The organism is uncultured Sphingomonas sp. (assembly GCF_913776855.1).
In the GTDB taxonomy this organism is placed as follows: domain Bacteria; phylum Pseudomonadota; class Alphaproteobacteria; order Sphingomonadales; family Sphingomonadaceae; genus Sphingomonas.
The window spans coordinates 82,309-101,098 of record NZ_CAJYQD010000020.1 but is presented as its reverse complement, the minus strand read 5'-3'; the positions used below and the strand labels follow the sequence as shown (position 1 = coordinate 101,098).

Annotated in this window: 13 protein-coding genes; 8 read left to right on the top strand and 5 right to left on the bottom strand. The window is 67.7% G+C overall.

The window, feature by feature from the left end; translation table 11 throughout:
* Positions 1-6: 6 nt before the first annotated feature.
* Together QZ755_RS05160 and purD are read right to left on the bottom strand one after the other, a co-directional pair.
* Complete coding sequence (locus tag QZ755_RS05160; protein ID WP_294320415.1) at positions 7-651, bottom strand: hypothetical protein; 645 nt, start codon at positions 649-651, stop codon at positions 7-9.
* The gene (gene purD / locus QZ755_RS05155) at positions 644-1,927 is read right to left on the bottom strand and encodes a phosphoribosylamine--glycine ligase (protein ID WP_294320413.1); all 1,284 of its coding nucleotides are present in this window, start codon (positions 1,925-1,927) and stop codon (positions 644-646) included. Before purD ends, QZ755_RS05160 begins: the two co-directional genes overlap by 8 nt.
* Between purD and xseA the strand changes: the two genes are divergently transcribed.
* Genes xseA through QZ755_RS05130 form a run of 5 tightly spaced genes read left to right on the top strand, consistent with a single transcriptional unit; the run spans position 1,926 to position 6,111 of the window.
* The gene (xseA, locus tag QZ755_RS05150; RefSeq protein WP_294320411.1) at positions 1,926-3,413 is read left to right on the top strand and encodes an exodeoxyribonuclease VII large subunit; all 1,488 of its coding nucleotides are present in this window, start codon (positions 1,926-1,928) and stop codon (positions 3,411-3,413) included. The two genes, purD and xseA, sit on opposite strands and share 2 nt — an antisense overlap.
* A 13-nt stretch (positions 3,414-3,426) precedes the next feature.
* Positions 3,427-3,624, top strand: a complete 198-nt coding sequence (locus QZ755_RS05145; RefSeq protein WP_294320409.1) for a DUF2093 domain-containing protein — start codon at positions 3,427-3,429, stop codon at positions 3,622-3,624.
* Positions 3,621-4,412, top strand: a complete 792-nt coding sequence (locus tag QZ755_RS05140) for a M23 family metallopeptidase (RefSeq protein ID WP_294320407.1) — start codon at positions 3,621-3,623, stop codon at positions 4,410-4,412. The genes QZ755_RS05145 and QZ755_RS05140 overlap by 4 nt, the downstream gene beginning before the upstream one ends.
* A 56-nt stretch (positions 4,413-4,468) precedes the next feature.
* On the top strand, positions 4,469-4,999 hold the full coding sequence (locus QZ755_RS05135) for a superoxide dismutase family protein (RefSeq protein ID WP_294320406.1): 531 nt from the start codon (positions 4,469-4,471) through the stop codon (positions 4,997-4,999).
* A gap of 35 nt (positions 5,000-5,034) precedes the next feature.
* Complete coding sequence (locus QZ755_RS05130; protein ID WP_294320404.1) at positions 5,035-6,111, top strand: lactonase family protein; 1,077 nt, start codon at positions 5,035-5,037, stop codon at positions 6,109-6,111.
* On the opposite strand, the gene QZ755_RS05125 is transcribed toward QZ755_RS05130, so the two are convergent.
* Entirely contained in the window at positions 6,112-6,726 is a 615-nt protein-coding gene (locus tag QZ755_RS05125) for a 5'-methylthioadenosine/S-adenosylhomocysteine nucleosidase (RefSeq protein ID WP_294320402.1), read from the bottom strand. It lies immediately after the preceding gene.
* Between the two features lie 3 nt (positions 6,727-6,729).
* Positions 6,730-8,064, bottom strand: coding sequence for a hypothetical protein (locus QZ755_RS05120; RefSeq protein ID WP_294320401.1), 1,335 nt, complete (start codon positions 8,062-8,064; stop codon positions 6,730-6,732).
* 349 nt (positions 8,065-8,413) lie between these two features.
* On the opposite strand from QZ755_RS05120, the gene QZ755_RS05115 reads away from it, so the two are divergent.
* The 3 genes from QZ755_RS05115 to QZ755_RS05105 all read left to right on the top strand — a co-directional run bounded on the left by QZ755_RS05115 (position 8,414) and on the right by QZ755_RS05105 (position 17,379).
* Positions 8,414-13,570, top strand: a complete 5,157-nt coding sequence (locus tag QZ755_RS05115) for a hypothetical protein (protein ID WP_294320399.1) — start codon at positions 8,414-8,416, stop codon at positions 13,568-13,570.
* A gap of 285 nt (positions 13,571-13,855) precedes the next feature.
* Positions 13,856-15,991, top strand: coding sequence for a type I secretion system permease/ATPase (locus QZ755_RS05110; RefSeq protein ID WP_294320397.1), 2,136 nt, complete (start codon positions 13,856-13,858; stop codon positions 15,989-15,991).
* Positions 15,988-17,379 (top strand): HlyD family type I secretion periplasmic adaptor subunit, encoded by a 1,392-nt coding sequence (locus QZ755_RS05105; RefSeq protein WP_294320394.1) that lies wholly within the window; start codon positions 15,988-15,990, stop codon positions 17,377-17,379. The genes QZ755_RS05110 and QZ755_RS05105 overlap by 4 nt, the downstream gene beginning before the upstream one ends.
* Positions 17,380-17,712: 333 nt before the next feature.
* Here the strand turns inward: QZ755_RS05105 and QZ755_RS05100 are convergent, their stop codons facing one another.
* Entirely contained in the window at positions 17,713-18,786 is a 1,074-nt protein-coding gene (locus QZ755_RS05100) for a glycosyltransferase family 4 protein (RefSeq protein ID WP_294320391.1), read from the bottom strand.
* Positions 18,787-18,790 lie beyond the last annotated feature (4 nt).

Genomic DNA, 18,790 nt, shown 5'->3' with positions numbered 1-18,790 from the left:
CCGTCCCTACAGCTTCCCGAACGTTGCCTCGAATCCCGCCACATCGCCCGCCGCCAGGAACCGCGCCTGTTCGACCCAGCGGTCCTTGGTCATGCGCGGGGCGAACATGCCCAGCTGCGCGGCGACCGCATCTGCCCGTGCGGCATCCAGCGTTGCCAGCGTCGCAATGTCCGGCACGCCCTGTTCGATCAGCATCGCGGCGACCTTCGGTCCCAGCCCCTTCAGGCGGGTCAGATCGGTGGTGCCGGCTGCCGGGGCGGCCGGGGCAGGGGGCGTCGTTACCGCGACAGGCACCGGCGCTACGATCGGCTCCGCTGCCGGTTCGACCGGTGCGGCGGGGGCTGGGGTCACGACCGGCTCGACCCGTGCAGGCGACGGTGCCGCTACCCGCTCAATGGGCGCGGGCGTGGGTGTTGCCGGCGGAGCGCTTTCGACGGCCGCCGGCACCTCGCGCGCCGGCGCGTCACCCCGCTCCAGATGCCCGGCTTCCTCCAGTTCCCGCACACCCTGCCGCCGGGCGCGCGCCAGCTTCATGCCATAGGCGATGCCGATGATCGTCAGCACCGCCAGCACGGCGATGATGACGAAATGGACCGTCGTCAGCGCGCCGAGGAAACCGGGCGATTGCAGGGGAGTGGTGCCACTATCCATCGTATCCATCCTTCATCGCCGCTTCGCGTGCGACCTCGCGCCAGCCGATGTCGCGGCGGCAGAAGCCCGGAAAGTCGAGCGCATCGACCGCGCGATACGCCGCTCCTTGCGCGGCGGTCACATTGGCCCCGCGTCCGGTCACGGCCAGCACCCGGCCACCGGCGGTCACAACGCCCGTGCCGCCCGATCGGGTTCCCGCGTGAAACACGGTCGCGCCGGTCGCCTCCGCCGCGTCGATCCCGCCGATCGCACGACCGGTCTCCGGCGTGCCGGGATAGCCGGGCGCCGCCATCACCACCGTCAGCGCGGTGTCGTCGCTGAACACCGGCGGCTCGACGTCGGCCAAGGTCCCCTGCGCCACCGCCAGCAACACCGGCAGCAAATCGCTGTCCAGACGCGCCATCAGCACCTGGCATTCGGGATCACCGAAGCGCGCATTATATTCGATCAGCTTCGGCCCACGCTCGGTCAGCATCAGCCCGGCATAGAGGACGCCCGAATAGGGGGTGCCACGTGCGGCCATCGCCGCCACGGTCGGCGCGACGATCGTGTCGATCGCCAGTTTCTCCAGCGCAGGGGTCAGGACGGGGGCGGGGGAATAGGCGCCCATGCCGCCGGTATTCGGCCCGGTATCACCATCGCCGACGCGCTTGTGGTCCTGCGCCGATCCGAACGGCAGCAGCGTGACACCATCGGTCAGCACGAACAGGCTGGCTTCCTCGCCGGCCAGGAACTCCTCGATCACCGCCTCGCCGCCGGGCTGTTCGAAGATCGCGTGGAGCGCGCCTTCCGCCTCGGCGCGGTCCATCGCCACCGTCACGCCCTTGCCCGCCGCAAGGCCGTCGGCCTTGATGACCACCGGCAGCGAGAAGGGGGACAGCGCGGCGATGGCGCTGTCGAGGTCGGTCACGCGGACATAGCCGGCGGTCGGAATATCCGCCTCGCGGCATAGGTCCTTGGTATAGCCCTTCGACCCTTCGAGTTGCGCGGCGGCGGCGGATGGCCCGAACGTCGCGATGCCGCTGCTACGCAGATCATCGGCCAGCCCCGCGACCAGCGGCGCTTCCGGCCCGACCACCACCAGCTTGATCGACCGTTCGACGCAGAAGCCCACCACCGCGGCGTGATCGGTCACCTCCAGCGGCACCAGCGTCGCGCAGTTCGCGATGCCGGGGTTGCCGGGCGCGGCATAAAGCGTATCGAGGAGCGGCGAGCGCGCCAGCTTCCACGCCAGCGCATGTTCGCGCCCACCCGATCCGATCAACAGGACATTCATGGACGATCGTTTCCCCGATTTTACCTCGAGCCGGCTCGTAGCCGAGCCACGCGCGAACGACAACGCCGCGCCCGAAAGCGTCAGCGAACTCGCCGGCCGGCTGAAGCGCATGGTCGAGGGCGAGTTCGGCCGCGTCCGGCTGCGTGGTGAAATCTCGGGCTACAAGCGCGCATCGTCGGGCCATGTCTATCTGGCGCTGAAGGACGATGCCGCGCTGATCGACGGGGTGATGTGGCGCGGATCGGCCGGCCGCCTCGCCTTCACGCCGCAGGACGGCGTGGAGGTGATCGCGACCGGCAAGCTCACCACCTATCCCGGCCGCTCGCGCTACCAGATCGTGATCGACCATCTGGAGCTGGCCGGCGAAGGCGCGCTGATGGCACTGCTCGAAAAGCTGAAGGCCAAGCTGGCGGGGGAGGGGTTGTTCGACCCGGCGACGAAGCGTCCGCTGCCCTTCCTGCCGCGCACCATCGGCATCGTCACCTCGCCGACCGGCGCGGTCATCCGCGACATCCTCCACCGGCTGGCCGATCGCTGCCCGACCCATGTGCTGGTCTGGCCGGTGAAGGTGCAGGGCGAGGGCGCCGCGGCGGAGATCGCGGCGGCGGTGAAGGGGTTCGGGTCGCTTCCCGCCCGTCCTCAACCGTACCCCGGCGAAGGCCGGGGTCCAGCTCCGGACCAGTCGGAAGGAGTCGCAGACGTCACCCAACTGGACCCCGGCCTTCGCCGGGGTACGGAAGGCGATGGGGGTAACCGGATATACCGCCCCGACCTCCTGATCGTCGCGCGCGGCGGCGGATCGATCGAGGATTTGTGGTGCTTCAACGAGGAAGTCGTCGTCCGTGCGGTCGCCGCCTCGCCGATCCCGGTCATCTCGGCGGTGGGGCATGAAACCGACACGACGCTGTGCGACCATGCCGCCGACCTGCGCGCGCCGACGCCGACCGCCGCCGCCGAACTAGCGGTGCCGGTCCGCGCCGACCTCGCCCACACGATCGCCACGCTGGCGCTGCGGACGGAACGGTGCACGCGGCGCTACCACGACCGGGGGCGCGAGCAACTGGCGGCGCTGGTCCGCGTCATGCCCCGCCGCGACGCCTTGCTCGGCCCGCAGCGGCAGCGGCTGGACGATGCCGCCGGCCGCCTGTCGCTCGCCCTCGAACGCCGCGTCGCGACCGCCCGGCGCAGCCTCGACCGCCACGGCCATGCGCTGCGCCCCGCGATGCTGACCCAGCGGCTGGCGCAGGCCCGCGCGCGGTTCGACGGCACCGCGCGGATGCTGGAGCAGGTCAATCCCGACAATCTGCTGCAAAAGGGCTATGTCCGCGTCGTTGCCAAGACGAACGGCAAGACGGTGGCGACCGCCGCCGATGCCCGCGCGGCCGGTGCGCTCCAGCTCCACTTCCGCGACGGCGTGCTGGACGCGAAGGTTGAGCGTGCCGGTGGCCGCGCCTATGTCGAGCCGACGCAACCCACCCTGCTCTGATCCGGAACCGCTCATGCTGAAGCCCGAAAGCCGCCCTGCCAAGCTCCATTACCTCACCAATAATTTCCGGGTGCTGGCCGATGGCGATTTCGTGACCTGCGCGGTCACCGGCACCCGTATCCCGCTCGAAGAGCTGCGCTACTGGAACGCAGACCGGCAGGAAGCCTATGTCGATGCCGCAGCGTCGACCAAGGCGCTGGCGCCGGAGTGATCGTTGCCGCCGCCCTGATCGTGGCGGCGCCCGCCGCGATCCTGATCGACGGTACGCCGGGGCAGGGCGCGGCGCTGACCGGCAGCGTGGCTCCCGGTGCAACGCTGCAACTGGACGGACAACCGGTCGCGGTCGCGTCTGATGGCCGGTTCCTGATCGCGTTCGACCGCGACGCCGGCCCCGCCGCGACACTGATCGCGACGCTCCCCGATGGCCAGCGTATCGTCCGCCCCCTGACCATCGCACCGCGCAACTGGCGGATCGAACGCCTGCCGACCCTGCCGCGCATCGCGCAACCCTCTGCCGAATTCCAGCGCCGCCGCGCGCCCGAACTCGCGCAGATCAACGCCGCGCGGGACCGGGCGACCGACGCACAGGGCTGGCGGCAGCGCTTCGCCTGGCCGGTCAAGGGCCGCATCTCCGGCCTGTTCGGGTCGCAGCGCGTCTATGCCGGCGAACCCGGCGCCTATCATTCGGGCGTCGATGTCGCGCGGCCGACCGGTACGCCGGTCGCGGCGCCGGCCGATGGCGTCGTCATCCTCGCTGCTTCCGCCCCCTTCACGCTGGAGGGGAACCTGCTGATGATCGACCATGGCATGGGGCTGAACAGCGCGTTCCTCCACCTGTCGCGGATCGACGTGAAGCCCGGCGAGCATGTACGGCAGGGGCAGGTCGTGGGCGCGATCGGTGCGACCGGCCGCGCGACCGGCCCGCATCTGCACTGGGGCATGAAATGGCATGACGCGCGGATCGATCCGCTGCTGCTGGCCGGACCGATGACGACCTGACGGAACCGTCCGCACCGCCGGAACATTCCGCATCTGTATCAAAGGGGATTTCGACCATGCTGCGTGCCACCTTGCTCACCGCCATCGCTGCCACCGCCCTTGCCGGCTGCACCACCACCGGAACCGGCATGGCCGGTGACAAGACGATGCGGACCGCCACCGCGCCGCTGCGCACCGCCGCCGGCGCAGATGTCGGCACCGTCACCGCGACCGAAATGGCGGGCGGTATCCAGATCAGGATCGACGCTCGCGGGATGCCTGCCGGGATGCACGGTGCCCATGTCCACACGATCGGCCGCTGCGACGCGCCCGACTTCACCACTGCTGGCGGCCACTGGAACCCGACCGCCAAACAGCACGGCACCAGTAACCCCGCCGGCCCGCACGCGGGTGATGCGCCCAACCTGACCATCGGCGCCGACGGGTCGGGATCGGTCACGATCATGCTGCCCGCCGGCACGATGGACGGGCTGCTCGACGCCGATGGCTCGGCGTTCGTGATCCATGCCAATGCCGACGACTACAAGACCGACCCGTCGGGCAATTCGGGCGGTCGCATCGCCTGCGGCGTGTTCACCGCCGCCTGATTGCATGGGTGGCCGGAGCGGCGCATAGCGGGTCCATGACCACGCGACGCTCCGTTCTGGCCGGCATGGCCGCCACCGCCACCTTGTCCACGCTACCCGTCCGGGCACAGGGGTGGCGACAGGCGCTGATCGCCGGAACCTATGCTGCAAAGGGCGGGGCCGGTGTCTACCGTCTGCCCGCGTCTGGCCGCAGCTGGAGCGTCGGGGCCGCCGATCCCGCGCTCAAGGACGCGTCATTCGGCGTGTCGCGCGGCGACATGCGCTATTTCGTCCGCGAATTCGCGCAGGGGCGGATGGTCGCCACCGACCGCGCCGGCAAGATCCTTGCCGACCTGCCGAGCGGTGGCGACGACCCCTGCCACATCGCTATCGCCCCGAACGGCTCGCTGCTCGCGGTCGCCAATTATTCGTCGGGTACCGTCGCGCTCTACCCGCTCGCTGCCGGGATGCCGCAGCCGCCGATCATCCGCCAGCACAAGGGCGCCGGCCCCCGCACCGATCGTCAGGCCGGCCCTCACGCCCATTGGGTCGGTTTCACCCCCGACAATCGCTTCCTGCATTCGGTCGACCTGGGTGCCGATGCCGTGTTCGCCTATGCCCTGTCGACCGGGGAGATCGGGGAGCCGGCGCTGGCATGGCGGGCGCCCGCCGGATCGGGGCCGCGCCACCTGGCCTATCACCCAATGCTGCCGATCGCTTACGTCGTCACCGAACTCGCCAACACGCTGACCACGCTCGACGCGCAGTTCGACGGTACGCTGACCGCGCGTGCCACCACCTCGCTGCTGCCGCCCGACTGGCAGGGCACGTCCTATGGCGCGCATATCGCGATCGATAGCGCTGGCCGCCGCCTCTACGCCTCGAACCGCGGGCATAACAGCATCGCGGTGTTCGACCTGGCCGAGGACGGCAGCGCGAGGTTGGCCCAGCACATACCGTGCGGCGGCGACTGGCCGCGCTTCTTCCTGGTGCTGGAGGATAGCGGGCAGTTGCTGGTGGCCAACGAACGCAGCGGCACGGTAGCGATTTTCGACATGACCTATGACGGTCGCCTGCGCGCGACACCAGCGCGCATCGCGGTGCCGGGCGTGGTGTTCCTCGACCGGGCGTAGCTATCCCAGCCGATCGACCACCGCCGCCAGCCTTTCGTCCAGCACGTTCAGCATCGCGGTCCATCCGCCGATCGCGTCCAGCTCGCCCGGCCCGTCCGAAATACCGCGCAGGCCGAGGACCGGCACCCGGAAGCGCTGGCAGGCGCGCACGATCGCATAGGTTTCCATGTCGACCATATCGGCATCGATCCCCGCATAATCTTCGCCTCCGACGATGTCCGCACCGGTCGACAGCCGCGCCACCGGCCAGTCGAGCGGCGTCGCCAACGTCAGTTCCGCACCGAAGTCGGCGAACGGCACCACGCCCCTGGCAAAGCCGATCCGCGACGCATCCATGTCGCGCCACGTCACGTTGGCGACCTGCCACACCGACCCCAACGGCAGAGTCCGCGATCCTGCGGACCCGATCGACACGACCAGGTCGGGCAGCGCGCCCCGCTCCGCCGCCACGGCCAGCATGGCGGCGGTGGAGGCGGCCGCCTCCACCGGCCCGACCCCGGTTATCAGCGGATCGAACCGCTGCTGGAGGTGCGGACCATATTCGTGCGGCGTCGCCATGACGAAGCGGATGCGCTGCCGCCCGGTCGTCGCGCCGGATTCAAGGCGTTCGGCCATGGATCAGTCGGGAACCTTCGCCCGATTGCGGCGAGTCCAGGTGCGCCCGAGGGTCAGGAACATGTCGCTGAACGCATAGCCCATGACGATCGTCGCGGTGGACGGGCCATAGCACTGGATCGTGACGACATAGACGTTCAGCAGGGCGATCAGCGTCAGCTTTTCGCGATCGTTGCTCTTGATCGTCGCGGTGAACATGCCGACCACGAACAGGATGAACGGCGCGCCCAGCATGACGTAGGTCGCGATGTAGAAATTATCGACCGGCACCATCAGATAGCCGAGCCGGGTATATTCCATCGGATAGGTGAAGCATCCGAGGCCGCAGCCGGTCACCAGGCCGATCGGGAAATTCTGCCCCAGATGGACGAACGGGAAGACCCAGGTGCTGTTGATGCGATCCTGCATACTGAACAGCATCGGGTCGATCTGCGTCAGGTCGGTGCCGCCCAGCGCCAGCATCAGGATGAAGGGCAGGGGCACCAGCACGAACGACCATTTCGCCAACAGCCGCGTGAGGTGCAGTTCCCGCGCGGCATCGCCCCATTTCCTGCCGAGCAGCACGACGAAGACATAATAGAGCGCGAACAGGACGCCACATGCGATCGCGGTCTTGCTGGTCGCCAGATGCAGAGCCAGCCCGACCGGCCCCGCCATCAGCAGGATCAGCTTGGGCGAAATGTGCCGGTGGACGATGATGAGCGGGAACAGGCACATATAAGCGGCCATCGTGCTGTCGCCGGCGAACCCGCCATATCGGATCGCGCCGCCCGACCACCACACGCGCCCGACCGCCTTGGTCTGGCCAAAGGTTTCCACCGCCATCCCGACCCACGGATAGTCGAACAGCGGCGATCCCAGCAGGCCGACCGTCGAGATGACCGACAGCGCGAACATGAAATAGCACGCCCATTTCCGTTCGGCGAGCGACCGCCCGACAAAGGCCAGCCCGACGAAGAACGGCGACATCATCTTGACCGATGACAGCAGCGCGACCGGCGAGGACGACATAAAGATCCAGCCGATGATCGTCGATACGAACACGCTGGCCGAAAACAGGATCGCCCATGCCGACTGGCGACGAAACGCGATCACCCAGATGAAATAGGCCATGACCATGAACGACATCAGGTCGGGCAGGAACCACACGCCGGCGAGATGGAATTTCGGCAGCCAGTAGCGGAAGACGCCGGTCAGCGCATCGCGGGTGGCGTAGGTCAGGAATACGACCATCAGCGGCAGCATGGCGCGATCGATGTCCGCGTCGCGAATCCAGCGGCGCCGCGCGGCAACTGGTGCCGCCGCCGGGAACAGGGTGGTGTCGATCGTCGTGGCCATCGCAGATACCCGGTTTGGCGGGCGAACCCCGCATTGCGCTCACGCATCCAGCATGACGGGTCCCGCCGCAACTGCCGGCCGTCATCGCGTGACCCCGCGTTCTAGGCCGAACTGCAAAAAAGGCAATGTTGTGCTGCATTGCGGCATAATCGTTGATCGCGGCGTCGCACTTTATCGGGTGATGAATCGATACGCGGGTAGAACGATGCCCGGATTTGCTGAGATCCATGGCCACCCCACGGAAATCAGGGCATTTTTGCATAACGTCCGGTTAACCGAGGGCCGTAAGTCGATGTCCAGACAGCGGCGGTATTGCAGAGGGTGTAATCCCTCCCGGAGTGCCAGTTCCGTGCCCAGCATCGCTACCGCCACCGCCTTCTTGTCGACGTTCGGGGTCAACACGCATTCCGGCAACGCCGGATATGCCAATGCGAGCATCGTCAACAACAGCCTCGCCTATCTCGGCTTCAGCCGGGTTCGCGACAACCTGCCGACGCTCGGCACGTCCAGCGCGGTCACCAGCGCGATGGCGGCGGCGGGCGTGAAGTTCGACTTCGTCATCAGCTCGTCGCTGCCCGCCGCCGGGGATGCGGCACTGGCAGCGCATATCAAGGCGATCGAGGCATTCGCCACGACCTACAAGGGCAGCGTGATCGCCATCGAGGGGCTGAACGAGGCGAATATCCAGGCGTTCAGCTATAACGGATCGTCGTCGCTCGCCGCCGCCGGTGCGTTCCAGAAGACGCTGTATGGTGCGGTCAAGTCGAACGCGGCCCTGTCGGGCATTCCGGTCATCAACATGTCGCTGGGCATGGAGAGCGATGCCGACGCCGCGGCGCTGGGCGACCTGGGCAAATATTCCGACTTCGCCAATGCCCATGCCTATACCGCGACCGGTCAGCAGGCGGACAAGGTGATGGAGGCGTCGCTCGCGCGCGCCAAGCGGACGTCCGTGGGCGATCCGGTGGTCATCACCGAAACCGGCTATACCACGCTGGCGAGCAATCCCGACCTGGGCGTCAACCAGTCGGCGCAGGCGAAACTGACGCTCAACGCGATGCTGCTGGCGTTCGAGAACGGCGCGCAGCAGACCTATCTGTACGAACTGCTCGACAGCAACCTTGCCCCGGACGGGGCCGAAAAGGAAAAGCATTTCGGCCTGTTCAACGCCGATGGTACGCCCAAACTTGCGGCGACCGCGATCCACAACCTGACGACCATCCTCGGCTATGTCGATGCCGGGACCGGGACCGATGCCGGCAAGGCCAGCTACACGATGGGCGGCCTGCCCGCCGACGGGCATTCGATGGTGCTGGCCAAGGCGAGCGGCGCATGGGATCTGGTCGTCTGGCGCGACGTAAAGGTGTGGAACGACCCGCTCGACAAGGAGAATGTGACCGAGGCGAAGACCGTCACCGTCGACCTGGGCGGCGTGCAGAAGACGGTCTATGTCTATGACCCGCTGGGCGGGACCAAGCCGATCGCGGTCTATACCAATGTGTCCTCGATCCAGCTGGCGGTCGGCGACCGCCCGCTGATCGTCGAGGTGGGTGCCGCCGGCCCGGTCGCCGACCTGCCGCCGGCCAGCGCCCCCGACCTGACGATGACCGCCGCGCAGTTCGCCGCGCAGATCGACACGCTGGCGCGGTCGAGCGGATTGAAGTCGGTCACGCTGACCGATGGCAAGGTGATCGAACTCGCATCCGATGCGACCAAGGATTTCGTCGTCAGGAATTACGGCGCGCTGCTGGGCAAGGTCGCGGGCGGCGGCGTCAGCTTCAAGGTGATCGAGACCGGCCCGAACTGGCGCGAGGAACGGTCGTTCGATGCGACCGGCAAGCTGACCTCCACGACCGACCTGGCGTTCGAAGGCGGCGTGCTGAAGCATAACCGCACCGTGACCGCCGCCGGCGACGTGACCGACAGCCTGTATACCGGCGGCAAGCTGTCGCAGGTCGTCGCGGTCAGCAACGGGCGCACGGTGACCACCACCTATGACGTCGCCACCGGCAAGGTCGCCGAACTGGTCGACAAGGCGGCCAATGGCGACGTCGCGATCACCAGCTACACCAAGGGTATCGTGTCGGGCTACACGCTCAACCGCGCCGATGGCAGCCGCACGATTGACGAATTCGACGCGGCCGGCGTCCGTACCAAGGAAGTAACGGTCGATACCGCCGGCACCTGGACCACGCTGCTTTATGGCGGCGGGGCGCTGAAATCGCGCTATGTCCAGCGCCGCGACGGCAGCGGGGAGAATGTGAGCTACGGCATCATCGGCCAGCCCTATGTATCGGTTCGGCAGGTCCTCGATACGAAGGGCACCGTGACGCTGGTCGAGCGCGCCCGCGCCGACGGAACGCTGGTGTCGAGCGAGGCGGTGGCACCGGACGGGGCCAAGACCGCGACGACCTATGGCGCGACCGGCAACAAGCTGACCGAGGTGATCGTCGCGGCAGATGGCCGCCGTACCACGCTGACCTATGACGCGACGTCGGGGAAGCTGGCCCAGTCGATCGTCCAGACCGGCGGCGACACGGTGACCACCACCTATACCGGCGGCGTCGTGACCCAGCTGCTGACGGTGCGTGCCGATGGCAGCCGCGACACGGTCACCTATGACGCGCAGGGCCGCAAGACGAGCGATGTCGCGGTCAGCACGACCAATGTCTGGACCACGCTGCAATATGACGCGGCTACGGCCAGGCTGACCCGAAAGTTCGTGCAGAACCCCGATGGCAGCGGTGAGAATGTCAGCTACGGCATCACCGGGCAGCCTTATGTGACCATGCGGCAGGTTACCAATGCCAAGGGCGCGGTGACGCTGGTCGAACGCGCCCGTGCCGACGGGACCTTGGTGTCGAGCGAGGCGGTCGCGGCCGATGGTACGAAGACGAACACCACCTACGGCACGACCGGCAACAAGCTGAGCGAGATTGTGACCGGGGCCGATGGCAGCCGCACGACCCGCACCTGGGACGCGACCACCGGCAAGCTCGCCCAGTTGATCGTGCAGGCGGGCGGCGACACGGTGACCACCACCTATACCGGCGGTGTCGTCACGCAGCTGCTGACGGTGCGCGCCAATGGCAGCCGCGACACGATCACCTATGACGCGCAGGGCCGCAAGACGAGCGATGTCGAGGTGACCGCCGACAAGACGTGGATCACGCAGCAGTTCGACGCGGCCAGCGGTAAACTGACCCGCAAGTTCGTGCAGAACGCCGATGGGTCGGGTGAGAATGTCAGCTACGGCATCACCGGTCAGCCCTATGTGACGATGCGGCAGGTCACCAATGCCAAGGGCGTGGTGACCCTGGTCGAACGCACCCGCGCCGATGGGACGTTGGTGTCGAGCGAAGCGCTCGCCATCGATGGTACCAAGACCGTGACGACCTATGGCACGGCCGGCAACAAGCTGAGCGAGATCGTGACCGGCGCCGATGGCAGCCGCACGACCCGTACCTGGGACGGTGCGACCGGCAAGCTGGTCCAGTCGATCGTACAGGCGGGCGGCGACACGATGACCACCACCTATACCGGTGGCGTCGTGACGCAGCAGTTGACCGTGCGCGCCGATGGCAGCCGCGATACCGTCAGCTACGACACGCAAGGGCGCAAGACGACCGAGGTGTCGGTCAGCGCGACCAAGACCTGGACGACGATCCAGTTCGACGTGGCGACCGGCGATGCGACCCGCGCCTTCGTGTCGAATGCCGATGGCACGGGGGAGAATGTGACCTACGGCATCACCGGCAAATCCTATGTCACCCAGCGGCAATTGACCGATGCCAAGGGCAAGGTGGTCGAGGTATTCCGCCTGCACGCGGACGGCACGCTCGACTATCACGAGCGCAACGATGCCGATGGCGCGCGCGAGATCAGCAGCTTCGATGCGAGCGGACTGAAGCTGACCCAGCTGAACGTCCATGCCGATGGCACGCGGGTGGCGATGACCTTCACCCCCGATACCCAGGCGCTTTCCGCGAAGCAGACGCAGACGGCGGCAGGCGACCTGATCGATGCGACCTTCGTCGACGGGGTGATGACGGCGCAGAAGACGCTGTTCGCCGATGGGCGCAAGGTCAACGAGGTGATCGTCGCGGGCACGCGGCAGATCGATACCTTCGCCGCCGATGGCAAGCGGATCAGCGGTGTTACGATCGATTCGGCCAATACCTGGACCACGCTGATCTACGACGCGGCGGGCAAGCCGTCGCGCCGCTATGTCGAGCGGGCCGACCATAGCGGCGAAGTCACCGCCTATGGCATCACCGGCAAGAGCTATGTCACCGAGATGCAGGTCGTCGATACTGCGGGCAAGGTCGTGGGCGTCACCCGGCTGCACGCCGATGGCAGCCTCGACTATACCGAGGCGAATGCCGCCGATGGCAGCAGCGTGCTGACCTATTACGACACGGCCGGGCGCAAGACGCTGAGCGCGGCGATCGCGGCGAATGGCGACAAGTTCACCACGCGCCTCGATGCGAAGTCGGGGGCGATCGTCGATACCATCGCCGAAACCGCGGGCGCGACGATCCAGTCGGTCTATAAGGGCGGTAGGGTCGAGACGCGCGTCACCAACGACCTGACCAACGGCAGCCGCATCGTCGAGAGCCTCGACAGCCAGGGTCGCCTGACGACCAAGGCGACGACCGATGCCGCCAACAACTGGGAAACGCTGCGCTATGACGTGGCGAGCGGTGCGGTCAGCCGGCGCTTCCTCGAAAATGCCGACGGCAGCGGGCAGAACTTCACCTATACCGGCGCGGGCGCGACCCTCGTCACCGAATGGCAGAAATATGATACGACCAAGGCGATCGTGGCGGGTGGCCAGACCCGCGCCGATGGCACCCGTATCGTCGCCTTCACCGTGGCGGGCGACGGGACCCGGACCAGCGAATGGTTCGATGCCGCCGATCGCCGCCAGAGCCAGGTAACCGCCGCCGCCAACGGCGCCAAGACCTCGCTCTACTTCGACGCCGGCTCGCAACTGCTGGTCAAGAGCATCGTCCAGTCGCCGGCGGGCGATACGATCACCGCGTCCTATCGCAACGGCGTGGTGACCGAGCGCACGACCCGGATGGCCAATGGCGCGACGATGACCGAGAGCTTCTCGGCGAACGGGCACGACCTGTCGGGGGTCAAGGCGCTGGTCGGGTATCAGGCGATCCTGTTCGACAATGGAGCGGGCAAGATCGCGGGCACGCTGGCCGACGAAGTGCTGCTGGCCGATGGGTCGGCCACGACGATCCTGACCGGTGGCTTGGGCAAGGACCGCTTCGTGATCCAGCGCGGGGCCAGCGCCACGATCACCGATTTCGGTGCGGGTTCCGACCTGCTCGACATCAGCGCGCTGACCAAGGGCGGCCAGCCGACGATCACCCTGTCGGAAGGTAACACCATCCTGCGCTTCGGCAGCGGGGAAACGGTGACGCTGGCCGGGGTCGATCCCAGCCGGCTGGTTGCATCGCCGCAGGCGAGCGGCGTCTATATGCTCGGCTGATCCCGTCGGATCACCGCAGTGCGCCCCGCCGCCCCGCATCGGACGACCGGTGCGGGGCGGTGTCGTTTCGTAACGATAACGTTATGAAAATGCTTGTTTCCGTGTCGGTGGTGTGACGCCGCCCGCAAGGGAATCTTAGGCATTGGCCGTTAAGCATGTCCCATCCCGGTCCGCCGATACGCTGCGCCGCACCATGGCACGCCGTCGCGCCGGACCGCAGTGAAAGGGTATGTGCGTGCAACATCGGGGTGGGGGTCGCCGACAGGCGGCAGGCGGGGTGGTGGCATGATCCACCAGACGATCCGCAACGACAGCGGGCTGGTCGCGCTGGCGGCGCTGCTGGAAATCCATGGTATCGCGGTCGACCCCGCGCAGCTGCGGCATGAGATGGGGCATTTCCACACCCTGTCCGCCGACGACCTGATCCGCCTGACCGGCAATATCGACGGCGTGCGGGCGAAGAAGCGCCGCGCGGGCTTCGCCGATCTTGCGCGCCTGCCACTCCCGGCACTCGCCGACGGGGTCGATGGCTGGTTCCTGATCGGACAGGTCAGCGACGATGCGGTGCTGGTGCAGCGCCCCGGACTGCCGGTGACCAAGGTCAGCCGCGCCGATTTCGAGCTGATGTGGTCGGGTGAGCTGGTGCTGGTCACCACCCGCGAAAGCGCGCGCCTTGCCCTGCGCGACTTCGACTTTTCGTGGTTCATTCCGCAGATCGTGCGCTATCGCCGGCTGATCGGTGAGGTGCTGCTCATCACGCTGGCGCTGAACCTGCTTGGCCTTGCCGCGCCGCTGTTCTTCCAGAATGTCGTCGACAAGGTCCTGGTACATGAAACGATGTCGACACTGACCGTGCTGGTCGTCGGCTTCGTCGCGGTGTCGCTGTGGGAAACCGCGTTCGGCTGGCTGCGCACCGGCCTCTATTCCGAAACCAGCCAGAAGATCGACGTCGAACTGGGCGCGCGGCTGTTCCGCCACCTGCTGCGCCTGCCGCTCGGCTATTTCGAACAGCGCCGCGTCGGCGATACCGCCGCCCGCGTGCGACAGATCGAGACGATTCGCGAATTCCTGACCAACGCGTCGCTGACCGTGCTGATCGACCCGATCTTCACGCTCGTGTTCCTGGCCGCGATGGCGATGTATTCGCTGAAGCTGTTCGCGGTCGCGGTGCTGACGATTCCCGCCTATTTCGTCATCGCGATGCTGGTGACCGGTCCGCTGCGCGCGCGCATCGCCGACAAGTTCGAACGTGGTGCCGCCAACAACGCGCTGCTGATCGAGACGATCGGCGGGATCCAGACGGTGAAGGCGGCGGCGGTCGAACCGCAATGGCAGGACCGCTGGGAACGCCAGCTCGCCGGCTATGCCGGTGCGAACCAGCGTGTCATCAACCTCGGCAATACCGGGTCGGAGGCGATCCAGCTGGTGTCCAAGCTGAACATGGCCGCCATCCTGTATTTCGGGGCGCAGGCGGTGATCGCCCACGACCTGACCATCGGTGGCCTCGTCGCGTTCAACATGTTCGCACAGCGCGTTTCGGGTCCGGTGATCCGCATGGCGCAGCTGTGGCAGGAATTTCAGCAGGTGCGCCTCGCGGTGCAGCGGCTGGGCGACGTGCTGAACCATCGGGTCGAACCCGGCTCGGGCAGCCAGAGCGCGCCGCACGCGATCCGCGGCGACATCACGTTCGAATCGATCCGCTTCCGCTATGCCGACGAAGGGCCATGGACGCTGGAGGATGTCGATCTGACCATCCCCGCCGGCTCGACGCTCGGCATCGTCGGGTCGTCGGGATCGGGCAAGTCGACGCTGACCAAATTGCTCCAGCGCTTCTACGTCCCCGCCGCCGGCCGCGTGCTGATCGACGGGATCGACATCAGCCAGATCGACCCGGCGTGGCTCCGGCGGCAGATCGGCGTGGTGTTGCAGGAGAATATGCTCTTCAACCGGTCGGTGCGGGAAAATATCGCGCTCGCCAACCCCGCGCTGCCGCTGGAACAAGTTGTCGAAGCCGCGACTTTGGCCGGGGCGCACGACTTCATCACGCGGCTGCCGCAAGGCTATGACACGATGATCGAGGAACGCGGCGCGAACCTGTCGGGCGGGCAGCGCCAGCGGCTTGCCATCGCCCGCGCGCTCGTCACCCGGCCGGGCATCCTGATCTTCGACGAAGCGACCAGCGCGCTGGATGCCGAGAGCGAGGAGATCATCCAGACCAACCTGCGCGCCATGGCCGAGGGGCGCACCGTCATCATCATCGCCCACCGCCTGTCCGCGATCCGCCAGTGCGACACGATCGTCGCCATGGAACGCGGCCGGCTGGTCGAGGCGGGCGACCATGACGAACTGCTCAAACTGGGCGGCCGCTACGCCGATCTTCACCGACGCCAGATGGGCGTCCTGCACGGAATTGCCGCATGAGTGCCGTTGCTTACCATTGGAGCCTGTTCCGCCGCGCACTGGCCGACGACCGTGCCGAGGCGCGTGACCGGAAAGAGAGCCTCGAACCGCGCTTCCTGCCCGCCGCCCTCGAAGTCATCGAACGGCCGGTATCGCCGACCGGACGCCGTACCGCGTGGTTGATGCTCGGCTGTCTGGCGGCGACCTCGGCGTGGCTGGTGCTGGGCAAGGTCGATGTCGTCGCGACCGCGGATGGGAAGATCGCCCCGGTCGGCAGCGTAAAGCTGGTGCAGGCGGCGACCGCCGGGATCGTCCGCAACATCCATGTCCATGACGGCGACCGGGTAAAGGCCGGGCAGGTGCTGGTCGACCTTGATTCGACCGTATCGGGCGCCGAGGAATCGCAGGCGGCGCGTGCGCTGCTGGCGGCCGAGATCGATGTCGCGCGGGGACAGGCGATCGTCGAGGGCCTGAGCGGCGGGGCAGGGCATTTCGTGGCGCCGGCCGGTACGCCGGCCGATGTGGCGGATACGCAGCGGCGGCTGGTCGCGGCGCAGCTGGCGACCATCCGGGCAGAGGGTGCGGGCCTCGCGGCGGCGCGGGCGGCGGCCTTGTCCGACGCGGCGGCGGCGCGCGATCAGGTGCGGACCTATGACGCCAATCGTCCGCTGATGGACAAGCATCTGGCGGCGATCACCACGCTGGCGGACAAGGGTTATGCGTCGGGCCTGCGCCTGTTGGAAGTACAGCGCCAGCGCCGGAGCGAGGCGGGCAGCCGCGACGTCGCGGCGGCGCAGGTCGCGCGCGGCAATTCGGAGGCGCGCCGCTATGCCCAGCAATATGCCCAGTCGCGCGAGGCGGCTCGGCAAAGCGCACTGACCGACCTTGCTCGCGCGCAGGCCGAGGCGATGATGCGCCGCGAGGAACTGACCAAGGCGCGCGACCGCAGCCGGATGCAGCATCTGCGCGCACCGGTCGACGGCACCGTGCAGCAATTGGCGGTGCATACCATCGGCGGCGTGGTCGAACCGGTCCGCCCGCTGATGGTGGTCGTGCCCGACGATGCGCTGGTAATGGAGGCGCGGGTGATGAACCGCGATGCGGGCTTCGTCCGCGCGGGACAGCCGGTGTCGGTGAAGCTGGAGGCGTTCCCCTTCACCCGGTTCGGCACGGTGCCGGGCCGCATCCTGACGATCAGCCGCGACGCGGTGCAGGATGAGAAGACGCCGCCTTATTATGTTGCGCGGATCGCGCTCGACCAACGCACGATCGAGGCCGATGGCCGCCGCGTGCCGTTGACGCCGGGGCTGTCGGCGACGGCGGACGTGCGCATCGGCGAGCGGCGGATCATCCGCTATCTGTTCGATCCGATGGATACGGGGATTCGCGAAGCTGCGCGCGAGCGGTAGGGGCGGCTTTGTCATCTGGCGCTGACCACTCCGCCGTACCCCCGCGCAGGCGGGGGGCAGAGCCAAGCAGAACTGTCGCTGGCGTTCGTGCCCCTGGACCCCCGGCCGCGCAGGCGGGGGTACGGCCGGGGTGACGCGAGCGCTAGGAGGTCAGGGATCGTGCTGGCGGCCTGTCGGGTGCCGCAGCCTTTGCCGCAGCGCCACTCGCCCGTATCGTCACCCCAGCGCAGGCTGGGGTCTCCATCGGCTCTTGGCTGGTGCTATGAGCCGGAGATCCCAGCTTTCGCTCGGATGACGGGAGGTTCGAGCCGGTGGGCGATCACCGGGCGCCCGTCACATCAGTTCGGCGTACACCCGGTCGATATCGTCGGTCATCCGCTCGGCGGTATAGCGGTCGTGGAAGCGGGCATGGCCCGCCTCGGCCAGTGCCGCCAGCCGCTCCGATGACAGCGCCTCGATCGCCGCGCGGATCGCCAGCGGGTCGTTGGTCGGTACGGTCATGCCGTAGCGCCCGCCGTCCATGATGTCGTTCAACCCGCCGGCCGCCGCGGCAAGGACCGGCTTGCCGACGCGCATCGCCTCTACCGCGACCAACCCGAATCCCTCCCAGCGGGACGGCACGACCAGCATGTCGCACGCCTTCATTTCCGCGACCACGCCGTCGCGGTCGCGCCAGCCGCGAATGTCGACATGGGGCAGGGCGGGGGGCTGATAGCCGCTGCTGACCGCCGGTGCGCCGACGATGCGCAGCGTCACCCGGTCCGCCAGCGGGCGGATCGCCTCGATCAGCAGGTCGAGCCCCTTTTGCCGGTCGAAGCGGCCGACGAACAACAGCTTCAGCCGATTATCGTCCCACGGCACCGCGGCAATGGCGGGCGGGGTGGCGGCGATGCCGTTGGGTACCAGTGCCAGCCGCTTGTCCGCGATGCCGATCGCGTGGGCGCGGCGTTCCTCATGTTCGGAGATCAGGATGATCTTTTCCGACCGCAGCGCCAGCAGCCGTTCGGTCGCGATCAGGGCCGTGCGGGCCGGCGCCGGCATCTCGATGTCGAAGGCCCAGCCATGCGGGCAGAAGACCGTCGCCGGCCGCCGTCCGAACCGCAGTACGCGGGTGATGATCCCCGCGCCGAAGGTGTGGCCATGCACGATGTCGGGCCGGAATTCACGCCGGACCGACAGGAAGGTCAGCGCCAGCCGCGCCACGCCGCGCACCCGGCTCTTGCGGGTGAAATAGCGGAACTCGACCCCGCTGTTCGCCAGTCGCGGCTCGACATGCTGGCGATGCTCGTACGGCATCAGCAGCATGACCTTGCCCGGTCCCCGCCGCTCGGCCTGCAACGTCAGCAGTTCCGCCAGATAGCTGCCGGTGCCGCCGATGATGCTGTCGCAGACGTGCAGGATACGCATGGTT